Annotated in this window: 20 protein-coding genes; 12 read left to right on the top strand and 8 right to left on the bottom strand. The window is 45.1% G+C overall.

Annotated elements, in window-relative coordinates; genetic code table 11:
* Window positions 1-13 precede the first annotated feature (13 nt).
* From prmA to uvrA, 4 genes are all read right to left on the bottom strand, one after another.
* Complete coding sequence (gene prmA, locus GSQ66_RS16445) at window positions 14-844, bottom strand: 50S ribosomal protein L11 methyltransferase (RefSeq protein ID WP_162428460.1); 831 nt, start codon at window positions 842-844, stop codon at window positions 14-16.
* 8 nt (window positions 845-852) lie between these two features.
* Complete coding sequence (locus GSQ66_RS16440) at window positions 853-1,218, bottom strand: DUF6150 family protein (RefSeq protein WP_162428459.1); 366 nt, start codon at window positions 1,216-1,218, stop codon at window positions 853-855.
* Between the two features lie 95 nt (window positions 1,219-1,313).
* Window positions 1,314-2,075, bottom strand: coding sequence for a triose-phosphate isomerase (gene tpiA / locus GSQ66_RS16435; protein WP_162428458.1), 762 nt, complete (start codon window positions 2,073-2,075; stop codon window positions 1,314-1,316).
* 1,115 nt (window positions 2,076-3,190) lie between these two features.
* On the bottom strand, window positions 3,191-5,998 hold the full coding sequence (gene uvrA / locus GSQ66_RS16430) for an excinuclease ABC subunit UvrA (RefSeq protein WP_162429114.1): 2,808 nt from the start codon (window positions 5,996-5,998) through the stop codon (window positions 3,191-3,193).
* A gap of 354 nt (window positions 5,999-6,352) precedes the next feature.
* On the opposite strand from uvrA, the gene GSQ66_RS16425 reads away from it, so the two are divergent.
* The 3 genes from GSQ66_RS16425 to GSQ66_RS16415 all read left to right on the top strand — a co-directional run bounded on the left by GSQ66_RS16425 (window position 6,353) and on the right by GSQ66_RS16415 (window position 7,805).
* Window positions 6,353-6,601, top strand: a complete 249-nt coding sequence (locus tag GSQ66_RS16425; protein ID WP_162428457.1) for a hypothetical protein — start codon at window positions 6,353-6,355, stop codon at window positions 6,599-6,601.
* A complete protein-coding gene (locus GSQ66_RS16420; protein ID WP_162428456.1) occupies window positions 6,567-7,583 on the top strand; it encodes a T9SS type A sorting domain-containing protein in 1,017 nt (338 codons plus the stop codon). Before GSQ66_RS16425 ends, GSQ66_RS16420 begins: the two co-directional genes overlap by 35 nt.
* Before the next feature lie 96 nt (window positions 7,584-7,679).
* Window positions 7,680-7,805 carry a 30S ribosomal protein THX gene (locus tag GSQ66_RS16415; protein ID WP_162428455.1) on the top strand — a complete coding sequence of 42 codons (126 nt, stop codon included), beginning with the start codon at window positions 7,680-7,682 and terminating at the stop codon, window positions 7,803-7,805.
* A 67-nt stretch (window positions 7,806-7,872) separates the two neighbouring features.
* On the opposite strand, the gene GSQ66_RS16410 is transcribed toward GSQ66_RS16415, so the two are convergent.
* Entirely contained in the window at window positions 7,873-9,144 is a 1,272-nt protein-coding gene (locus tag GSQ66_RS16410) for an MFS transporter (RefSeq protein WP_162428454.1), read from the bottom strand.
* A gap of 507 nt (window positions 9,145-9,651) precedes the next feature.
* Between GSQ66_RS16410 and GSQ66_RS16405 the strand changes: the two genes are divergently transcribed.
* From GSQ66_RS16405 to GSQ66_RS16370, 8 genes are all read left to right on the top strand, one after another.
* The gene (locus GSQ66_RS16405; RefSeq protein WP_162428453.1) at window positions 9,652-9,987 is read left to right on the top strand and encodes a hypothetical protein; all 336 of its coding nucleotides are present in this window, start codon (window positions 9,652-9,654) and stop codon (window positions 9,985-9,987) included.
* A 1,033-nt stretch (window positions 9,988-11,020) separates the two neighbouring features.
* On the top strand, window positions 11,021-11,419 hold the full coding sequence (locus tag GSQ66_RS16400; RefSeq protein WP_317164202.1) for a group III truncated hemoglobin: 399 nt from the start codon (window positions 11,021-11,023) through the stop codon (window positions 11,417-11,419).
* A gap of 429 nt (window positions 11,420-11,848) precedes the next feature.
* A complete protein-coding gene (locus GSQ66_RS16395; RefSeq protein ID WP_162428452.1) occupies window positions 11,849-12,451 on the top strand; it encodes an RNA polymerase sigma factor in 603 nt (200 codons plus the stop codon).
* Window positions 12,426-12,656: a hypothetical protein gene (locus tag GSQ66_RS16390; protein WP_162428451.1), complete on the top strand. Its 231-nt coding sequence runs from the start codon at window positions 12,426-12,428 to the stop codon at window positions 12,654-12,656. The genes GSQ66_RS16395 and GSQ66_RS16390 overlap by 26 nt, the downstream gene beginning before the upstream one ends.
* Before the next feature lie 19 nt (window positions 12,657-12,675).
* Window positions 12,676-13,359, top strand: a complete 684-nt coding sequence (gene nth, locus GSQ66_RS16385; protein ID WP_162428450.1) for an endonuclease III — start codon at window positions 12,676-12,678, stop codon at window positions 13,357-13,359.
* Window positions 13,360-13,490: 131 nt separating this feature from the next.
* Window positions 13,491-14,567 (top strand): OmpA family protein, encoded by a 1,077-nt coding sequence (locus GSQ66_RS16380; protein ID WP_162428449.1) that lies wholly within the window; start codon window positions 13,491-13,493, stop codon window positions 14,565-14,567.
* A gap of 31 nt (window positions 14,568-14,598) precedes the next feature.
* Window positions 14,599-15,264, top strand: coding sequence for a DUF4412 domain-containing protein (locus GSQ66_RS16375; RefSeq protein ID WP_162428448.1), 666 nt, complete (start codon window positions 14,599-14,601; stop codon window positions 15,262-15,264).
* Between the two features lie 144 nt (window positions 15,265-15,408).
* Complete coding sequence (locus tag GSQ66_RS16370; protein WP_162428447.1) at window positions 15,409-15,909, top strand: DUF1905 domain-containing protein; 501 nt, start codon at window positions 15,409-15,411, stop codon at window positions 15,907-15,909.
* A 2-nt stretch (window positions 15,910-15,911) separates the two neighbouring features.
* Here GSQ66_RS16370 and GSQ66_RS16365 read toward each other — a convergent pair whose 3' ends face one another.
* Both GSQ66_RS16365 and gldB read right to left on the bottom strand, forming a co-directional pair.
* Window positions 15,912-17,111, bottom strand: coding sequence for a glycosyltransferase family 4 protein (locus GSQ66_RS16365; protein ID WP_162428446.1), 1,200 nt, complete (start codon window positions 17,109-17,111; stop codon window positions 15,912-15,914).
* 20 nt (window positions 17,112-17,131) lie between these two features.
* Complete coding sequence (gldB, locus tag GSQ66_RS16360) at window positions 17,132-18,124, bottom strand: gliding motility lipoprotein GldB (protein WP_162428445.1); 993 nt, start codon at window positions 18,122-18,124, stop codon at window positions 17,132-17,134.
* A gap of 75 nt (window positions 18,125-18,199) precedes the next feature.
* Between gldB and GSQ66_RS16355 the strand changes: the two genes are divergently transcribed.
* Entirely contained in the window at window positions 18,200-18,874 is a 675-nt protein-coding gene (locus tag GSQ66_RS16355) for a porin family protein (RefSeq protein WP_238395729.1), read from the top strand.
* 434 nt (window positions 18,875-19,308) lie between these two features.
* Here the strand turns inward: GSQ66_RS16355 and GSQ66_RS16350 are convergent, their stop codons facing one another.
* Window positions 19,309-20,904, bottom strand: coding sequence for an Rne/Rng family ribonuclease (locus GSQ66_RS16350; RefSeq protein ID WP_162428444.1), 1,596 nt, complete (start codon window positions 20,902-20,904; stop codon window positions 19,309-19,311).
* Window positions 20,905-20,946 lie beyond the last annotated feature (42 nt).

Here is a 20,946-nt window from a genome sequence, read left to right as displayed (position 1 = left end):
TACTGTTATGGTGTTAGCTGTTCTTAAATATCGCGGAAACCCAGTTGTTCTTTACGCGGTGCGAGAGGTATGTTAGCCCCAGTTCGGTTGCCCGTTCCTGCAGCATCGGGAGGTCTTCGGTATAAAATCCGCTTAATAGTAAGTAGCCCTGTGGTTTTAGCACAGCCACATAAGCAGCCATATCTTCCAGCAAAACATTGCGGTTGATGTTGGCAAGAATGATATCGTAAGGCTGGTCTCCATCTATAGTTTCAGCACCGCCTAGGCGCACATCTATAGTTGCATAACCATTCAGCTCGGCATTTTCGCGGGCATTTTCTACGGTCCAGTCTTCTATCTCAACGGCTACTATTTCTGAGGCACCCAGTTCGCCGGCCATTATCGCCAGTATACCGGTACCACAACCCATATCCAGCACACGTTTGCCCTGGTGATCCAGTGTCAGCTGGTTTTCTATCATAAGGGTGGTAGTTTCATGGTGCCCCGTTCCAAACGACATTTTCGGATTGATCACGATGTCGTATACTGCATTGGCTGGTTTCTCGTGGAACGAGGCCCGTACAGACACTTTATCACCGATAAAAAGAGGCTCAAAGTTGCGTTCCCATTCTTCGTTCCAGTTCTGGCGCTCTATTTTTTTGATAGCGTGCTCTACCTGCACCATTTCTGCGTAGCGGTTTATTACTTCCTCCAGCGCTTCCTGGCTAAATTGGTCTTCGTCTATGTAGGCGCTAAAACCGTCTTCATTTTCTTCGAAGGCGTTAAAGCCCAGTTCTCCCAGCTCAGCAGTAAATATATCTGCGAAATCAGCGTTTACTTTTAAAGTTACTTCTATAAAATCCATGGTATATGTTATTCGCGGCAAGCGGCAAAGGAGCGCACAGTTGTAAAGTGCACGGTTATATCTGCCAGGTTTCGGTTATCGGTTACATATAAAATGTGATCTGCAAACGCCTTGCTAGGTGTAATATACCAAACAGCTGTAGCATCCGCAAAGAGTTTATTGTTCTCGCGGTACACTACCATATCGGCAAATGCTTCTTCCTCACCCAGGAAAACAGTATGGGAGGCGTTGTTCTTATACTTTGGATCGCGCTCCAGATAAACAGAACCGTAAATTCTACAATAATCCTTGCCAACTATAGCAGGTTCCGGAGCAGGAGCATCAGGACTAAGAAAAGGCAGAAGTGCCAGCCAGAAAGTAAAAACAATAGGCATAACTCACATTTTACTCAAAGATAACGATTTGCAGCAACAAAAAAGGCTGCCAACATAATGTATTAGCAGCCTTTCTGGTTCCTTCTATTTTAATATTAGAACGATTTAATAATATCGGCAAAATCTCTTGATTTAAGCGACGCTCCTCCGATAAGTCCGCCGTCTACATCTGGTTGTGAGAATAATTCTTTGGCATTGCCCGGGTTACAACTACCACCATATAGGATAGAGCAGTTGAAAGCGGCTTCGGCATCAAACATTTTAGATAATTGCTCACGGATATACGCGTGCATTTCCTGTGCCTGCTGGCTGCTGGCTGTGCGCCCTGTACCTATCGCCCAGATTGGCTCATAGGCTACTACCACCTGGTCAAACTCTTCGTTGCTCAGGTACGAAAGGCTGTCGTGCAGCTGCTTGCCTACATACTCGAAATGATTCTCCGCGTCACGTTCTTCAAGGGGTTCGCCGCAGCAGAAGATTGGTTTTAAGCCTTGCGCTATAGTTGCTTTTAGTTTTTTGTAAAGTGTCTGTGCATCTTCGTGGTGGTACATACGGCGCTCGCTATGCCCGATAATCACATACTCCGTACCAACCGACTTCAGCATGCTTGCCGATACTTCGCCAGTATAAGCGCCACTTTCGTGCTCGCTCACGTTCTGGGCAGCCAAATGCATCAGGTCGTTGCCCTGGGTAAGTTTGCCCACGCTTTGCAGGAACGGGAAAGGAGGTGCCACAATTACAGTCACATCGCCGGTTACTTCGTCTTTCACCATGTTATCGATCTCCGACACAAGCGACAGCGCTTCTTCGTAGGTCTTGTTCATTTTCCAGTTTCCGGCAACAATTCGTTTTCTCATGTTTTATAGTTTGATGATGAATGTATAGTTGGATTAACAGCTTCCGCTGCTTTACGGCAAGTTAGTAATTTATGGTGTATAAGTCTTTGTCATTTCGAGCATTCTTGAGACGGGAGTCAAAGAGAACCGGCGTAGTTGTGAGGGATCTTAATTGTTCTATAGTTTCTGGATTTACCCCCTCCCATCCTTCCCCTTTTATCGAGGGCCCCTACCCCCAAAACAGGGGAAAGAGCCCTGCTATCGTTCTATAGTTTCTCTTTTGTCATTTCGAACAAAGTGAGAAATCTGAATTCTATAGTTATAGTCTCTACTTACCTTAACCAAGCCTTTTCTTTCATAGCTGCCTCTAATCCTGGGAGCTCTATTTACCTATCGTTCTATAGCTAGCTTTGGTGCCCTCACGGCCGGGAGGCCCCGCCTTCGGGCATCGCGCGGTGTACATTTCCTTTGCTCGTTCCTCGAAATGCCTAACGGCACCGGAAATCTACAAGGCGCTCAACCCAAAGACTGCGATCAGTTCGATAGTTAACCTTATAGTTGATTGAAAGGCTATGGTTGCATCGCTTGATCGTGGCTATAGTTCCGTAGGGACAGGTCGCGACCTGTCCGATCTTGGTCTGTAACTATAGCTAATTCAGATTTCTCCCGCTAGTCGAAATGACAAGTTGAAAAAGCAGTAGCAGAAAAGTCCCCCTTTGAAGGGGGCAGGGGGATGACAAACGGAAACCATAAAACGATATCCTCAACTATAGCAACATCAGAGATTCCCATCTTGGGAGGGGCAGGGGTGGGTTAAAACAGTAACTATAAAACGAAAACATCAACTAAAGCAGTAGCCTAATCCTGAGAATCCATTAATCCTGTAAATCCCGGTTCAGACAATACCTGTCCCTGCCGGCCAGTAGAGTCAGGAGACTCAACACTATAAAAAGTCACGAGCGAGGACGCTCGCGCCAGCAATACGAACTATAGAATTATGACTTTTACAAAACTCCCTCTCCTGTTTTGGGGGTAGGGGCCCTCTTCAAAAGGAGAGGGTTGGGGTGAGGTAAAACAAAAAGCCGCAGCAACTCTATAGTTACTGCGGCTTTTTACAGTTATGGTTATAGTTCAAACTATAGTTTATCCTTCAGAAAACGCGCAGTGTGGTTATCTTCCAGTTTCGCCATTTCTTCCGGGGTACCTTCAAATAACAAGTAGCCACCATTCGTACCACCTTCCGGGCCAAGGTCTATGATCCAGTCTGCGGATTTGATGATATCCATGTTGTGCTCGATGATGACTACTGTATTGCCATTTTCAATTAAAGCATTTATAGAAGTCAGCAGCTTGCTGATATCGTGAAAGTGAAGGCCGGTACTTGGTTCATCAAAAATGAACAGGATATCTTCCTGGTGCGGCTGGGCTCCTTTTGTTAGGAACGATGCCAGTTTTACGCGCTGTGCTTCACCACCCGACAAGGTATTACTCGACTGCCCTAACCGGATATAACCTAAACCTACATCATTGAGGGGTCTCATTTTTTCGATGATCTTCGGCTGGTCAGCAAAGAAGTCGATGCTGTCGGCAATGGTCATGTCCAGTACTTCGGAGATGGTCTTCTCTTTATACTTGATGTCGAGAATATCTTGTTTAAAGCGATGTCCGTGGCAGCTTTCGCAGGTCAGGTAAATATCGGCCATAAACTGCATTTCTATTTTTACCTGTCCTTCGCCCTGGCAAACTTCGCAACGGCCGCCCTCAATGTTAAAAGAGAAATGCGATGGCTTAAACCCACGGGCTTTGGCCAAAGGCTGATCGGCATAAAGTGTACGGATCGCATCATACGCTTTCACATACGTTACCGGGTTAGAGCGCGACGATTTACCAATCGGGTTCTGGTCCACGAACTCTACATGCCTGATCTTGTTGTAATCGCCGGCCAGTTTATCAAACTTTCCGGTAGACTCTGAAGATGAACCATGGAGCTTTTGCATAGCTGGCGCCAGAATCTTCTTGATAAGTGTTGATTTGCCAGAACCGCTCACGCCGGTTACCACGGTCATCACACCCAGAGGCACTTTTACTGACAGGTTTTTCAGATTGTTTTCGCGGGCCCCGATCAGTTCGATAGCGTTGCGCCACTTACGGCGTTGCGCCGGTACCGGCACTTCCATGCGGCCGCTCAGGTATTTGGCTGTGTAAGTATCTCCTCTCTCAGCAAGTTCATCAAAAGTCCCCTGAAACATCAGGTTACCACCACCCGAACCAGCTTCCGGACCAATATCGATCAGTTGATCTGCGGCACGCATCATTTCTTCTTCGTGCTCCACCACTATAACGGTATTGCCCAATTGCTGTAGTGTGCGCAACACGCCGATCAGTTGTTCCGAGTCTTTCGGGTGCAAACCTATACTTGGCTCATCCAGGATGTACATAGAACCAACCAGTGCACTACCCAATGATGTCGCCAAATTAATACGCTGGCTTTCGCCACCGGAAAGTGTATTGGATAACCGGTTTAGTGTAAGATAACCTAAGCCAACCCGCTCTAAATACCCTAATCTGTTTGCAACTTCAATTACAAGCCTGTCCGCTACATTGCGCTCGTGCTCTGTAAGCTCGATGTCCCTGAAAAACGAAAGCACCTGTGTAATTGGCATGAGTACCAGGTCGGTTATGCTTTTGCCATTTACTTTTACATAGCTGGCATCTTTACGCAAACGCGAACCACGGCACTCAGGGCAGGTAGTGCGGCCACGGTAACGCGACAACATAACACGGTACTGAATTTTATGCGTCTGTGCCTGTATATGCCTGAAGAAATCGTTTAACCCTTCGAAATACTTATTACCCGTCCAGAGCAATTCCTGCTCGGCTTCGGTAAGCTCGTTGTAAGGGCGGTGAATCGGAAAATCGAAGCGGATGCCGTTTTTTACCAGCGGCTGCAGCCATTCGTTCATTTTATCGGAACGCCAGGGCGCGATAGCACCTTCGTACACGGTCAGGCTTTTATCAGGAATAACCAGGTCCGGATCTATGCCAAGCACTGAGCCAAAACCTTCGCAGGTCTGGCAGGCACCATAGGGGTTGTTAAAGCTGAAAAAGTTAACTGACGGCTCTTCAAACACCATCCCGTCCAGCTCAAATTTATCGGAGAACACACGTTCCTGGCCATCGCCATATTTTACGCGGCATTCGCCATTTCCTTCATAGAAAGCAGTCTGCACCGAGTCAGCGATCCTGAACTGCAGGTCTTCGTCTGATTTATAGATAACAGCACGGTCGATAAGGATATAAACTTCTTTGCCAAGATTGGGCTTTTTCTGCTCCAGCAGCTCTTCTATAAAGTAAACTTCGCTGTTGGCATAAATCCGGGAATAACCTTTCTGTAACAACAGGTCAAGCTCTTTGGCCAGCGAACGGTCTTTGTGTTGCAACAGCGGCGCCAGTATCATCACACGGGCTTCATCTTCTAAAGAGAAAACAAAGTTTACCACGTCTGTTACAGTATCTTTTTTCACTACCTCACCCGAAACCGGAGAAATGGTCTTGCCAATGCGCGCATAAAGCAGCTTCAGGTAATCGTAAATTTCGGTGCTGGTACCTACTGTAGAGCGGTTATTTTTTATACTTACCTTCTGCTCGATGGCTATGGCCGGGCTGATGCCTTTGATATAATCTACATCGGGCTTATCCATACGGCCCAGGAACTGGCGGGCATACGAGCTAAGGCTTTCCACATACATGCGCTGCCCTTCGGCATATAACGTATCAAAAGCGAGCGATGACTTGCCGGAACCGGAAAGGCCGGTAACAACTATAAATTGATTGCGCGGCAGGGCCACGCTCAGGTTTTTAAGGTTATGAACACGTGCGCCTTTTATAATAATATTCTGACGTGCGTCGAGTTCGTCGATGTTGTAGTCGGGAGTTATTGCCATAGTAGCGCCAGCTTTGCCAGCAACAGGAAATGCCGTTGCTGCAGCCATTTTCTTTCTTTTAATAATTGTGTAAAGTTACGAATACCCTCCTACTTATTGAAGCAGTTTATCCAGTAAGTCCTATCCTATAATTTATGCAAACTATAGGTATTGAAAATCTGGCATCACAGCAGGTTAAGGCATCTTTTTGTAACAGCAGCAAGACTAAAAAGGTTTAGCTTTTTACTAAGATGTTTCCCGGGGCAGTGCTATACGTTATTCACCTGATTTGTACTTATTTTCACGAAAAAGGGCAATGTAAATCTAACGTGAAGGTAATGCAATCGTACACCTGTATATAGCCGTTGCATATGTATGGCTGAAGGCTGTGCCACAGATTATTTTCCTGACACGTTTTTGCCTGGCAGCCGCAAGCCAGGCAACTTTACCCTCCTGGTTGTACGTGCAACGCACCTCCTCTACGCCGGCCTTAGTGCCACCCTCTGCCTTAGAGCAATTATACTTCGTTACCCATTTATGCCGGGTATGCAGCTGATGCCACGTGAGACTGTACCTAAATACCCACGCTATGAAAAAGTTTACTCCTTTAATATTCCTTATTAGCTTACTACTTTTTGGCTTGATCCCCGGTAAGATATTCGCACAAGGAAATGAAGAACCTATTCCGTGTAACTATACCGATGGTTCATGTATTTCTATAGGTTATGTCTCAATAGTTTTCCAGCCCGGCTCCCCAGACTTATACATAATCTCTGTTGACTATCAAATAAACCAAGGTGGTGAGAATGATTGTCCTGCAATCGAAAGAATCCGGTTCAATCCCAGTCACGGCAGTAGCGGAGTTATAGAGATTGGAGATGAAGAAGAGATCATTGGATCGGCTACTATAGAAGTAAATGCTAAATCGTTTGATTCTCCCGGGCAGGACAGAACCCTTACTATGACTATAGAATATGTTGAACCAGGAAGGCAAAATAAACAAATACCCCTCAGGCTACCTGAAGATGCTGAGTGTGGAGATATTACCCCCCTCCCAGTTGAACTAACAAGCTTTAAAGGCAAAGTTACAGAAAGCGGCATTAGCCTGAAGTGGGAAACAGCCAGCGAAATTAACAACAGTCATTTTGATGTGGAACGCAGCAGGAATGGCAAAACTTATGAAACGATAGCTATAGTGCAGGGACGCGGCACAACATCTGTTACTTCAAACTATAGTTTTACGGATAAGCTTCCTCAGAAAGGCCTGAACTATTACCGCTTAAAGCAAGTAGACTTCGATAATACCACAAGTTATTCTAATACTATAGCTGTTACATGGGATGCATCTGAAACTATAGAAATTGCACTGGTGCCAAACCCCTGCCTTAACGGGGATTGTAATATCGCCATCAGTAACGCAGCTGACCTCGAAACCCTTGTGCAACTAAAAGACATGACCGGCAGGGTAGTGTATTCTAAAACTGTAAGGAGCGACCGCCATTTACTGGAACTGCCCATGGCTGATCTGAAACAATACAAAGGCTTGTTTTTTCTGACGGCGGCAACAGGCAAACAGGTAGTGCGCCAGCGCATACTGCTGGAGTAACTATAAATGGTGCCCACGAAACTATAGTTTAAACTTATAACCTACTGCCATCTATTCCCCGTATTAGAATGCATCAGCTAACTAACTAAACCAATTATGGGAAAAGGAGATAAAAAATCCAGAAAAGGCAAAATTACAAAGGGCACGTATGGCAACAGACGCCCGCACAAAAGCAAAAAAGCTGCAGCAACCACTGAAACTCAGAAATCAGAAAGCAAGTAGCATAAAAACGGCACTGCCTTATGGTAGTGCCGTTTCTGTTTAATTATAGTTTAGTTTATAGGTATGCTCAGGCAGTTTGCGGTTCCAGGTCCAGGGTTCTGAGCTTGTCTGCTTTCCAGGCGGTAACGCCTACCACACCTAAGGTAATCATACCACCCAGCACAACCGACGGCACCGCGCCCAGCCAGCTGGCCATGGCACCTGCCCTGAATGCCCCGATCTCGTTAGACGAACCCACAAAAATACTGTTAACCGAGGATACACGGCCTTTCATGTACTCGGGAGTAAGCGTGTGAATAAGCGTAGAGCGGATGATGACACTAATGCTATCGAAAGCACCGCTTAGCATAAGCATTACCAGCGAGAACCAGAAGCTGGTAGAGAAACCGAATAAAATAAGACTCACGCCAAAACCAGCAACACACCAAAGCATTTTTTTGCCGGCCTGCACAGTTATCGGATAATAGGCCATCCAAACAGCCATAATTACAGAACCTACTGCTGGCGCTGCACGCAAAAACCCAAGACCTTCGGGACCAATCTTTAAAATATCAGAAGCAAAAATTGGAAGTAAGGCTACAGCTCCACCAAACAACACAGCAAACATATCCAGCGAAATGGCATTAAGAATAACCTGGTTACCAAATACGAACTTTATACCAGTGCGCAAGCTTTTCTTCAGGTTCTGCGGATTAATATTTTCCGGCAACGGTTTAGCCCCGATCAGCGCAAAAGACACCAGCGATAAAAATACCAGTATGGCATCGGTGGCATAGGCAGCTGTAATGCCATAAAAGCCATACACCAAACCTCCTATGGCCGGACCAACCAACGATGCGGCCTGCCACGTTGTACTGCTCCAGGTAATGGCGTTGGCGTATAGTTGTTTGCCCGTTACCAGCTGCGGCATAAACGAAAACACGGCCGGATTCATAAAGCCACGTGCAATACCACTTATAAAAATGATCACGTAAATAGGCAGCACCCCGAACAGCGCAATTGTATTGCTTATATCTAAGGTAAAATAAAGCAGCGCCACAGAGCACAACATCAGCATCGATATCACAACCATGATGATCTTTTTGCGCGGCACCATATCGGCTAAATAACCCGCATACAATGATACAATAATGGATGGAATAGCCTCAACCAACCCAATAAGGCCAAGCGATAGCGGGTCTTTGGTGATATCATAGATCTGCCAGCCAACTATAACGGCCTGTATCTGCATGGCCAGCGTAATGCATAAGCGTGCCGAAATGTATAACCTGAACTCAGGCAACCTGAGCACTGCGTACGGGTCGTGTTTTATAGTTCCCAACCCCTTCTTATCTTTCATTCTATAGTTTGTAAAACCTTTGTACTATACCCAGCCTTATAGTTTACAGCGCATGGCACGTCACAAAGGTAAGCAGCAGGATAATTGTTTTAACTGCAGGGTATTGTTTTTTGCCTCCAATATTCAAATTTAAACTAAAGTTTAAGGTTAAATAATAGTTAAGAGAGCCCCCAGAACACGCCTTAAATATACCCGTTTGATTTCCAGCGCCTTACAACAATTACACGTGTAGTATCGATTTTTTATCCATATTACTGTAACACAGTGGTTATCTTAGAAGTATAACTTTTTAGAGGACGGGGTATTTTTTCCTCAGCAAATCCCGACTGTCCTTCGACATGTGCGCCTGCACTGCATTTCTGTTATAGTTGTGTAACGATTAGCGCACGCAAATTATCTTATTATAAACATTGCCTTTACGGTTTAATCAGTATGCTCCGGTCCTGTACCTTGTGGAGCGCGGAAGCATACGCTTTAAAGATTTTTTTACTATTAGATATTGACACTATGGAATTACTGGACATCAAAAGTTTATTGGGAAACATTGAGAAGAAGGTGTACCAGCAGGAAATTACGACAAGTACAGACGTAACTAAGCTGATAAATGCAGAAATTGCCAAAGCTATAAATTTAAAGAACGGCATAGCTGACACCCAAAAAGACTCATTAAAAAACGTTTCGTGCACTACCTTAGAGTGCTACCTGGACCACCTGAAAGCACTGGAACAAAAACTGCAGAAGCCATGCGATATTTCGGCGCAGTGCAAACCAGTGGAAGAACGAGAAATTAACCGACGCATTTTACTTATACTGAACCGTTTAAAGAAATACGACAGAGGATAAAACTTTACATACCGAATACTTCAGAAAACCTTTGCCGGACCTGGTTCCAGCGAAGGTTTTTTGTTGCTCCATAGTTGAGGTTTTGATTTCCCTCCCCCAACCCTCTCCTTTTGAAGAGGCCCCCTACCCCCAAAACAGGAGAGGAGTTTTGTAAAAGTCATAGTTCTATAGTTGGTATTGCTGGTGCGAGCGTCCTCGCTCGTGACTTAGAATGGTGTTGCGTCTCCTGACTCACCTGGCATGGTAGGAACGAGGCATTGTTTGAACCGGGATTAAGTGAGATTTAATGGATTGACAGGATTAGGCTACTGCTTTAGTTGATGTTTTCGTTTTATAGCTGCTGTTTTAACCCACCCCTGCCCCTCCGAGGAGGGGAATTTTGGCTATGGTTATAGTTGGTAGTTACAGTTCTATAGTTTCCGTTTGTCATCCCCTGCCCCCTTCAAAGGGGGACTTTTTACCTTAGCTACAGTCACCTCTATAGTTCTATAGTTACAGCCTAAGATCGGACAGGTCGCGACCTGTCCCTACGGAACTATAGCCACGATAAAGCGATGCAACTATAGTTCCTCCAAGCAACTATAAAGTTAGCTATCGAACTGATCGCAGTCTTTGGGTTGAGCGCCTTGTAGATTTCCGGTGCCGTCAGGCATTGCGAGGAACGAGCAAAGGAAATGTACACCGCGCGATGCCCGAAGACGGGGCCTCCCGGCCACGAGGGCACCAAAGCCAACTATAGAACGATAGGCAAGTAAAGCTCCCAGGATTAAAGAAGGCTATGGAAAGATGACTTGATTCAGGTTGCAACTATAGCCAACTATAGAACCCAGATTTCTCCCAAAGGTCGAAATGACAAAAGATAAACTATAGAACAATAGCAGGGCTCATTCCCCTGTTTTGGGAGTAGGGCCCTCGATAAAAGGGGAAGGTTTGGAAGGGGTACCCCCAAACCATAACTCACTAATTTCCTGATACTGATCAATGTCATTTTATGACTGTGGCTTATAGTCTATACTTGCATCGTAGAAAAGTATTGACTGAGAAAAGAGCTGTAATGAAGCGGGACATAGAAAACGAAGATGATATAAAGGCGCTGGTAGATACGTTTTATGACCATGTAAACGAAGACGACCTGCTTGACCCTATCTTTAACGGCTTTGCCAAAATTGACTGGGATCACCACCTGCCATTAATGTATAATTTCTGGAGCACGGTGCTTTTTGGGAGCATGGCCTACAAAGGGCAGCCTTTTCCGAAACACATGCGATTACCTTTGTCTAAAGAGCATTTTACCCGCTGGGTAGAGTTGTTTGTAAAAACCGTTGACGAGCTTTTTGAAGGCGCCAGAGCGGAAGAGATAAAACAGAAAGCGCTAAGCATTGCCCAGGTTTTCCAGATGCGCTTAGGGTTGATAGACTACCAGGCAATTTAAATCTGCAGGAAGAATGCAGGACCTGAAAAGCCTGCGACGCTGTAACTATAACTGCAGCTTCGCAGGCTTTTTTTATACGTCTACCAATTAAGAACTATAGTCTGCTACAGTCCTCTTTTATAGATTATCTGAAATTTAATATATTAATATACAGCAGGTTACTATATGTGGAAAAATAAATTAAATTAATTTCATACTCTTTTATACTATACCAACGTATACATCTTTACAAAAAATCTGATGCCTTTGTTTGCAAAGGAGATGCTCAGCTAACGTAGGATAAGTTTTTTATTGCTTATGCTTCTGCACTTGTTGCACAAACAAAAAGCATTACATATATTTGATTTACCATTCTTAAATAAAACTGTTCAAAAACCTTAAACGCACAATATGATATAAAGCTCTACGTTAAACTAATGTAGCTTTACGATGAATACAACTACCCAGATGAGCGACTCTGCTTTAGTCTCGCTCTACATCTCAGGTAATGAGAATGCGTTCGAACAGTTAGTAAACCGACACAAGAACAAAGTATTTACAACGATCGTTTTGATCGTTAAAGACACGTACACGGCCGAAGACCTCATGCAGGATGCTTTTATTAAAGCGATCCACACCATGAAGAGCGGACGGTATAACGAAGAAGGCAAGTTTTCGTCCTGGATATGCCGTATTGCCCATAACCTGGCAATCGACTTTTTCAGGAAAGAAAAGCGAAGCCCGATGATCACGCTGGAAGACGGAAGCAATGTGTTTAACACGCTTGCATTTGCCGCCGACTCTGCCGAGTCGTTGCAGATACAGGAAGACACCGTTGCCCGCCTGCGCGAGCTGATCCAGACGCTGCCACAATCGCAGCGGGAAGTGCTTATGATGCGCCATTACGCCGACATGAGCTTCCAGGAGATAGCAGACGCTACCGGTGTGAGCATCAACACAGCTCTGGGACGTATGCGCTATGCGCTTATCAATCTCAGGAAGAAGATGCTAAACGGTAATATTGCTTATGATAAAAACATCTACTCAGAATGAGCTTATCCAGTATGTATACAATGAGTTGGCAGATGATGCCCGGAAACAGCTGGAGGTAGCACTTATGCACGATAACGAGCTGGCCGACGACTGCTCCGATCTCCTGCTGATCCAACGATTATTAGACGGCGCGTCCAGAAGTCCGGGCGACCGTGCTATAAATAACATCCTCAATTACTCAAAAAGCTTAAGTTTGCAGTCTTAACCGACTGCAAACTTTTTTTATGCGCAAGAAAGAACGCTATAAGCTCCTGATCGATTATTTTACAAATAACTTTCCGGAGCCTGAAACCGAACTGGCATATACCAACCCCTACGAGCTTATACTGGCCGTTGTGCTGAGCGCGCAATGCACTGATAAGCGTGTGAACATGGTTACGCCTGCCCTTTTCGAAGCTTTCCCTACCCCGGAGGCACTGGCTGCTGCCGCTCCAGAAGAGATATTTGAGTACATCAGAAGTATATCGTACCCGAACAACAAGGCGAAGCACCTGGCAGGTTTAGGCCGCATGCTGGTAGAGCAGTTTGACTCCGAAGTGCCCAGCACCGTGGAAGAACTGGTAAAGCTGCCCGGCGTAGGTCGTAAAACAGCCAATGTCATCGTTTCGGTTATCTGGAACCAACCGGCCATGGCCGTAGATACGCACGTGTTCCGGGTAAGCAAGCGCTTAGGGTTGGTAGATAAAAAAGCGAAAACACCACTGGAAGTTGAACGCGAACTGGTAAGTAACCTGCCCGAAGAACTGATTGCCAAAGCACACCACTGGCTTATACTTCATGGCCGTTACATCTGCATTGCGCGCCGCCCTAAATGCGAAGAATGCCCCCTCACCCATTTCTGCGCCTTCTTCCAGAAAAACTTCCCCAACATACCCGACGACCCGGAGAATAAATTGGGCGGAATTTAAGAGCTGAGTTTATAAACTATAAAAGCCTGTTGTAACTATAGTTGCGGCGGGCTTTTTTGTTGGTATATGGTTTTTAGGCTATATTGTTAAGTATATTCTGCTTAAAAACTAGTTTTAGCAATTATAAACAAATGATGAAGAAGCTACTTTTAGCAATACTGCTACTCCTTGCTACAAACAGCGTTTTAGGACAGAATTTGGTTCGGAATCCAAGTTTAGAAGATTTCAGAGGCTCGGTAGATGGTTGGAAAATTGTTGCAGGCACCCCTGATATTACCTCCCAAGACAATCGTATACCTGCAAAATCCCCGTTTGCTAATCCAATTTTAAATCCAGAGGGAAGTCCTCAAAAGCTCCTGAATATTGCGTTTGGGGAAGTGTGCCTCTGCCAGTGGTTTAACAGCAATTGGAGTGAGGTAACACAGGTTGAGCTTGTGGAGCCACTACGGCGCAGGAAGAATTACCAGATAAGCCTGTATGTCATTAAAAGTACTGCGGTGGAAGAAGCAATCTCAGAGGTTTCTGTTGCTTTAACCAGAACAGAATTCAAACAGTCTGAACCGCCATTCGCTTACCAAACCCCATATGTTTCCCTTAAATCAATAGCTTATCCCCTGATCTCTTCCAGAGATGAGTGGGTAAGGGTAACAGGAACCTATACGGCCAGGGGAGGAGAACGATATCTAACTATCAGTAATTTTGCTGTAGCTAACAAAACAGAACTTGCAAGTCTTACAGGCTACACCAAAGGTGTTTATTACTGCTATGACAACGTTCGTATCATTCCCTTGGAAGAAGCAGAGACAGAGCCTTCCTTTATTCCGACGCCTTCAGTTACTCCTGACTTAGCGACAGAATCATTCGAAGGAACTTTTTCGATAGAAGAGACAGGCTTCGCTTTCAACAGCCACGAATTACAGGCGGGTGCTTTTCCTATGCTCGACAAGCTGATTGATTTTCTCAAAGAGCATCCTGCCTCTGCCATCCTGATTACTGGCTACACTGACGATGTTGGCAATGAAAACCGAAACCAAAGACTTTCTGAGAAAAGGGCGATGGCTGTAATGGCCTATATAGTGGGGAAGGGCATTGCTCTTGATAGAATAACAGCAAAAGGCATGGGAGAACTGAACCCGAAAACATCTAACCGAACTGAAGCAGGTAGAGCAAAGAATAGAAGAGTGGAAATCAATATCTTAACAAACTAACTCAATAAAGATTTAGATACAATAGAAAAAAATGAAACTGCTGACAATCATTCTTGTCTTTTTATCTTTGGCTACCCTATGTAGAGGGCAGGATTCTGTTTATTTCGAAGGAAAAGTCATTTACACACAGCTGGAGAAAAATGGCTATGGTGTTATGGTGCCTGGCAAGACGCTTAGTAAGACAGAAGCATTATTTAAAAACACATGGTACAAGTATAGCGTCTTGGAAGGATCACCCGCTATGCACAGGGCTGGAGACATTGTTGTGAACACAGCAGACTCCACCAGATTCAACGTCAACAATTCAACCTATACAGCAACCTCCCTAGGAATGGAGCCCGTGATGCAGGGGTATGCTCCTAAAGAAATTACCCTTGTGCATGAACAGGACTCTGTGCTTGGGTATGCTTGCAGGAAGTACAAAGTTATACAACGGGCATTTATCGACGGGGTCGACAAAACGAGTTACGTATGGACTGCAAAAGGCCTAAAAGTAGCAAATTATCCGCTCCTGGCCCAGTTATTTGGCTACCAAAACACGTTAATCAAAAATGGTACTTTTGACGGCGTAACCCTGAAAGTAGAAGTGCTTTCCCAAGATGGTTCTCCTGAACTTGTCATTTCTGCTGTGGAGGTTAATCCTGCTAAGTTGGATAAGTCTCTTTTTGAAATTCCTAAAGACTATAGGCTAAAGTAAGGCTGTATATCCTTTCAATTGCCTCCGCTGGTACGGGCTTGTAGCTCGTACTCACTTTCTCTTACAGACCTATAAAAGTACGAGCCACAAGATCGCACCAGCCTTATTTAGAAATTATTAAACTATAGCCCCTGCTCTGTAAAAATGCACCCACTTATAAACTATAGAGCCTGCATCAACAAGCTGCCGCACCTGCCGGGGCATTACATGGAAGTGCCAGCCAAAGTAATAGAACAGTTGGGTGGCAAATTTAAAGTGCGCGTGCTTTGTACTATAAATGATAAACTTACTTTCCAGGGTGGGTTGGTGGCGTTAGGTGGAGGCAGTGGCTATATCAGCATCAATAACAAACGACTGAAACAACTTGGTTTGCAGCGTGGCGATGAAGTACAGGTAAAACTGGAGCCCGACGAAAGCGAATTTGGAATGGAAACACCGGAAGAGTTAGCCGAGATTTTTAGCCAGGATGACGAAGCCAAACGTCGTTTTGATCTGCTGCCGCCCGGCAAGCAACGCTATATCCTGTATTATGTAGCCGGCGTTAAAAACAGCCAGCTTCGGATTGACAGAGCATTGCTGCTCATCAACAACTTAAAGCGGCTACCCATTGGGAAAGAATCTTTTAGAGAGTTGTTGAAGAAATAGAACTACCGCTTTGCTACGTTATTGAGTATGGCTTCCACATCCTTTACCAATTCCCTCCTGTCGAAAAGTTCTCGCGCTATAGTTGCGCCATTACAGCCAGCTTCTTTTAATGTCGGCTTATCTCCTAAAACCTGTTTTATAGTTTGAGCTAATGCAGCAGGCTGCTCAGCCGGCGTGTACCAGCCGCAGCTATAGTTCTCCACAAAAGTTTTGGTCCAGCCGGGGTTGGTAACTATGACCGGGGTACCACAGGCAAGGCTGTCATAAAACTTGGCTGGAGAATTAGACTTCAGCACAGGCAGATCATTAAAAGTAACCAACGACAGATCAGCTAACTTAAACAAGCCAAATACCTGGTCGCGGGATTGCGGTGGCAGCAGCAGCAAATTAGGCACGCGCTGCGCCAGTTCTTGTAGCTGCGGTTCGTAATAGCCGGTTCCGGTTAACACAAAAACTATAGTTGGTTCTTTTGCCAGCAGTTCTACCGCCTGCATTATAGTTGGGATATCGTTGGCGCGGCCATAAGTTCCAGCATACAAAACCACCTGCTTGCCATTTAGCTTATAGTTTACCTGGATCATCTCAACATCAGCGTCGTTTATAGCAGCTGCTTTCTCAATGTCGGTTCCGTTAAGTACGGTGGTAACTTTAGCCGGATCTATGCCTTTCGCCACAACATAAGCCGTCATGTCCGGGGAGAGTGTGATAATATGTGCCGCACTTTTATACAGGCTGTACTCCATTTTATAAAGCAGGCGCTGCACCCACTTATACCGTACGGCTCCCATCTCGATCGGGAAGCATGGCCACAGGTCCTGCACTTCAAAAACCCACGGCACATTGCGTAACCTGGCAACCTGCGCCACCACAAAAGGCACCGACAAAGGCACCGACACCGCCCACAGCACATCAGGTTTTTTCAGGCGCATCAGCTTATAAAATGCGCAGGCTGCAAACCCAACAAACGACAGCATCCGCATTACCACGCCCATTTTGTTGGCATACGCTACGGTACACTCTTTTAGCTCTACACCTTTGGGCACCCAACTATAGGTATGCGTCACCTGCAGTATACGCCAGGCATTGGTAGCCACCAGCGTAATTTTATGCCGCCGGGCCAGCTTCTCCATAAAAGAATATTGCCTGCACGTAGCCGGGCAATCCGGGCTGGCGTGGTGCTGGTGTAAAATGGTGATGTGCATTAATGGAGCAGGTAAAGCAGTTAGCGCTTCTCAGGTTTATATTTCGATTCGGCAAATATCTTTTTAAAGTCTGTATCGGCCATAAGCTCCGGCAGCGTTACTTTAGGGTTACGCTCCATGTACTTGCGCACGATCTGCCAGCCTACCCAGGTCCCCAACCTGCCAGGTGCAGTGCTGTCAATTTCCGGGGTGTTAGGGCGCTCGCCAATGTACTTCTTTACCAGGAAAGGGTTCTTTTCATACAGCAGGCTCTTCTCAATAAAATGCGCCCAGATACGCCCTTCGTTATGGTGCACATCTGCCAGCTGCTGCCCGCTATAGCCAATTATAGTTGAGTCCGGAGTGCAGGGCATTACAGTTTGTACAAAGTAATACGCCTTCCCGGCATTTATCATTTCCGAAAGCATAGACCTGTCTAAAAAATCAGCTTTATTGTATTTGTTAGATAGCAGAAGCAAAGCTGCCGGCACCATGTTCGGGCGCTCATACCGTTTCAGAATGTATTCATAAGCATCCGGGCGGTACAACGCATCTTTGCCAATAAAAAAGTCTATCCCGAAAACCATTAAACTATCCGATACCAGCAAATCCTGGCCCAAGCCTGATACAAAGGTTTTTACTTCAGGTACTACAAAATCAGGGTAATAAAATTTGATAACTTTAAATGCGGTCTCCAGCTGTTTTTTTTCTTCCTTCATATCGCCAAACTTCTCGATTGCCTGCTGCGCCAAAGAGTCCAGCGAAGGGTTGGTAGCCATCCCAAGCAATGAGTTTACAAGAATGGAATCATGCGGATACTGGCTCTGCTGCAGGAACTTCTCAGCAAAAAGCGGTTGCTCTTTCAGGAAACTTCTGACCTGTTCTTCGCTGTCAATCGTAAAAAAATCTTTCTCCAGCCGGTCAATTTTCACATCAACAGGAATGCGTTCAATCTCGTCAGGTAAGTCGCAACCTTTCTTACTACAGCTGGCTAAAAAAAGAACTATGGCTATATATACTAATCTATATGACATAACTGTTTATTTTTGTACAAAAATAGAAGGTTCCTACGTACTAAGGTAACACGAATATCACAAACACTTATTCAAATGAAGAAACTAACACTTTTATTGCTCTTTCTAGGTTTTGGCTACGGTGCTTCTGCACAGATCGAGATCGGACTGATGGTTTCACCTACCATATCGAGCAACCGGTTTATTGCTGAAGACAAGTATAACTTTGAAAAAGAGAACAACAACCTGCGCCTCGGAGTGGGTGTTATCGCTGATTACTTTTTCGCTCAGAATTATGCCTTCAGTACTGGTTTGGTTTACCGCAGCAAAGGCAGCGAGATAAGCTATAACTATACCAGAAGCGAGAACGACGGCACAACTACAACTATAGCCGGTAAAGATGATATTGCTGTGCAGTATATAGAATTGCCGCTAACCCTTAAGCTCTTTACCAACGAAATAGCCCCGGCTACTATTTTATATTTCCAGGTGGGAGGCTCGCTAAATACCAAAGTAGCAGCCAAGGTAAACGACAAGAAAGTGATCAACAGCGAAAAAACAGCCAAGCGCTTTAATATTTTTGAGGCCGATGTAATGCTGGGTGGCGGTACCGAGTTTCAGTTTGGTGAAAGCACCAAGCTATTTGCCGGCTTAACTTACCACCGTGGCTTGTCTGATATAGATAACAAATACTATAGCGATAAACTTGGCGACAAGAACATCTCGCTCAAGAACAACGGGGTATCGATAGATGTAGGCGTGAAGTTCTAAACTATAGTTACCAACCATAATACAAAATAGCCGCTCCGAATTGTTCGGAGCGGCTATTTTCTTATAAATTAATCTCTATGCTCTTTCTGATTTCCAGGTCCGAAAGTACTCTGCCAGGCAGGGCCATTTCATTCTCATCAAACTCCTTGAAATTTACTGTCATTCTGTAAAGAAACCTGTTTGAAGGGAGGTTGGCTATGCTACTTGCCACCAGGATCCTTACAGGATGACACAAAAAAGGAGAATGAAACGAAAGTACTCTGCCGGGTACTTCCAGGCCCTCATAGATCAGCCCCCCTTTGACGCGGGTAAGGATGTCCGCAGCAGGCAAAGTCTCGGACACAGATGTACGAAACAGCAATTTATCCGCTTCGGCAACTATAAAACAAAATAGCCGCCCCGAACATTTCGGGGCGGCTATTTTGTTTTATAAATTAATCATCTTTTTCAGGCACTTCCAGTTCCTCTGCGAAGGCAGTGCGCAATTCAATATCTTCGCCGCGGTCATCCATCACTTTAAAGTCTGTAATGCCTAACGAAGTATCTTTTACCAGGCTCACCCACCTGAAGTATTTAAAGAACCATTTCATTTGCTTAGATACGATGCCTTTTGTGTAATAATCATACACAAACGGATGTACATAAATGGTCAGTCCCTTCTGGTTGTGGCTTACTAGCAGGTCGTCTACAGCTGCTTCAATTTCATCGGTAACCAGTATACTGGCCGTTATTTTTCCGGTGCCGCCGCATGTAGGGCAAACTTCACCTGTTATAATATTTTGCTCCGGCCTCACACGCTGTCGCGTTATCTGCATCAGGCCGAATTTAGAGATTGGCAGAACTGTAGACTTCGAACGGTCTGTTCTTAGTTCTTCTTTTACAACCTCAAATACTTTCTGGCGGTTTTCCGGCGACTTCATATCAATGAAGTCAATTACAATGATACCACCTATATCCCGGAGACGTAACTGGCGTGCCACTTCGCGGGCTGCCATCATGTTCACGTTCAGAGCCGTGGCCTCCTGATCGGTTTCGGTATTAGATTTATTCCCACTGTTCACATCTATTACATGCAGCGCTTCGGTGTGTTCAATTACCAGGTATCCGCCGCCTGGTATAGTTACCGTTTTGCCAAAAGCAGCCTTCAGCTGCTTCTCGATGTGAAAGTGTTCAAAGGTCTTGGTTTTGCCGGTGTACTGCTTCAGGATCTTTAACTTATCCGGTGCAATACTGCCGATGTATGTTCTGATCTCATCATAGAGCTGGACATCGTCTACTACTATGTTGTCAAAACTTTCGTTTAGCAAATCCCTCAAAATGGAAGAAGAACGGCCAAGCTCACCTATAACTTTATCACAAGGTTTCGCTGTTTTCAGCGTATTAAACCCCTCTTCCCAGTTTGTAAGCATGTTGCGCATATCTCTGTCGAGTTCTGCCACATCACGCCCTTCGGCCACCGTGCGGATGATCACTCCAAAGTTCTCCGGCTTGATCGAAGTGATCAGGCGTTTTAAACGGGTGCGCTCATCTTTGCTTACGATCTTTTTAGATACACTTACCGTGTTTGAAAACGGCACGAGTACCAAATATCGCCCTGCAAGAGAAATCTCACAGGATAAGCGTGGACCTTTAGTAGAAATAGGTTCTTTTACAATCTGAACTAACAGCTGCTGTCCTTTTTTAAGTACATCAGCTATTTTGCCCAGTTTGTCTATTTCAGGCTCAAATTTTAACTGGTTTAGTTTAGGCGACGCGTTCTTCTGAGTCTGTGCTACCTTAACAAATTTGTTAAGTGTTTTGATGTTGGCACCCAGGTCATGGTAATGCAGGAAAGCATCTTTCTGGTAACCAATGTCAATAAAGGCAGCATTCAGGCCTGGCATTACCTTTTTTACAGTACCCAGAAAGATATCGCCAACAATATAGTTGGTATCTTTCTTCTCGTAGTGGTATTCTACAAGGCGTTTGTCCTGTAATAGCGCAATGCGTTCTCCATCCTGAGTAGAATTGATAATTAGTTCATTACTCAATTTCTCTCAAAGATTTGGTGGATGTATAGACCAAAGCCCACA

The sequence above is a fragment of the Pontibacter pudoricolor genome (assembly GCF_010092985.1).
Classification (GTDB): Bacteria; Bacteroidota; Bacteroidia; order Cytophagales; family Hymenobacteraceae; genus Pontibacter; species Pontibacter pudoricolor.
The sequence above is the reverse complement of the archived record's forward strand: the minus strand, read 5'-3'. Positions and strand labels throughout refer to the sequence as shown.

Bases quoted from the DNA above. Each gene is read 5' to 3' on its own strand.
- prmA (WP_162428460.1), bottom strand. From the start codon at position 844: ATGGATTTTATAGAAGTAACTTTAAAAGTAAACGCTGATTTCGCAGAT.
- GSQ66_RS16370 (WP_162428447.1), top strand. From the start codon at position 15,409: ATGCACCCACTTATAAACTATAGAGCCTGCATCAACAAGCTGCCGCAC.
- uvrA (WP_162429114.1), bottom strand. From the start codon at position 5,998: ATGGCAATAACTCCCGACTACAACATCGACGAACTCGACGCACGTCAG.
- GSQ66_RS16425 (WP_162428457.1), top strand. From the start codon at position 6,353: ATGGCTGAAGGCTGTGCCACAGATTATTTTCCTGACACGTTTTTGCCT.
- tpiA (WP_162428458.1), bottom strand. From the start codon at position 2,075: ATGAGAAAACGAATTGTTGCCGGAAACTGGAAAATGAACAAGACCTAC.
- GSQ66_RS16405 (WP_162428453.1), top strand. From the start codon at position 9,652: ATGGAATTACTGGACATCAAAAGTTTATTGGGAAACATTGAGAAGAAG.
- gldB (WP_162428445.1), bottom strand. From the start codon at position 18,124: ATGTCATATAGATTAGTATATATAGCCATAGTTCTTTTTTTAGCCAGC.
- GSQ66_RS16395 (WP_162428452.1), top strand. From the start codon at position 11,849: ATGAATACAACTACCCAGATGAGCGACTCTGCTTTAGTCTCGCTCTAC.
- GSQ66_RS16355 (WP_238395729.1), top strand. From the start codon at position 18,200: ATGAAGAAACTAACACTTTTATTGCTCTTTCTAGGTTTTGGCTACGGT.
- nth (WP_162428450.1), top strand. From the start codon at position 12,676: ATGCGCAAGAAAGAACGCTATAAGCTCCTGATCGATTATTTTACAAAT.
- GSQ66_RS16420 (WP_162428456.1), top strand. From the start codon at position 6,567: ATGAAAAAGTTTACTCCTTTAATATTCCTTATTAGCTTACTACTTTTT.
- GSQ66_RS16440 (WP_162428459.1), bottom strand. From the start codon at position 1,218: ATGCCTATTGTTTTTACTTTCTGGCTGGCACTTCTGCCTTTTCTTAGT.
- GSQ66_RS16415 (WP_162428455.1), top strand. From the start codon at position 7,680: ATGGGAAAAGGAGATAAAAAATCCAGAAAAGGCAAAATTACAAAGGGC.
- GSQ66_RS16380 (WP_162428449.1), top strand. From the start codon at position 13,491: ATGATGAAGAAGCTACTTTTAGCAATACTGCTACTCCTTGCTACAAAC.
- GSQ66_RS16390 (WP_162428451.1), top strand. From the start codon at position 12,426: ATGATAAAAACATCTACTCAGAATGAGCTTATCCAGTATGTATACAAT.
- GSQ66_RS16410 (WP_162428454.1), bottom strand. From the start codon at position 9,144: ATGAAAGATAAGAAGGGGTTGGGAACTATAAAACACGACCCGTACGCA.
- GSQ66_RS16365 (WP_162428446.1), bottom strand. From the start codon at position 17,111: ATGCACATCACCATTTTACACCAGCACCACGCCAGCCCGGATTGCCCG.
- GSQ66_RS16375 (WP_162428448.1), top strand. From the start codon at position 14,599: ATGAAACTGCTGACAATCATTCTTGTCTTTTTATCTTTGGCTACCCTA.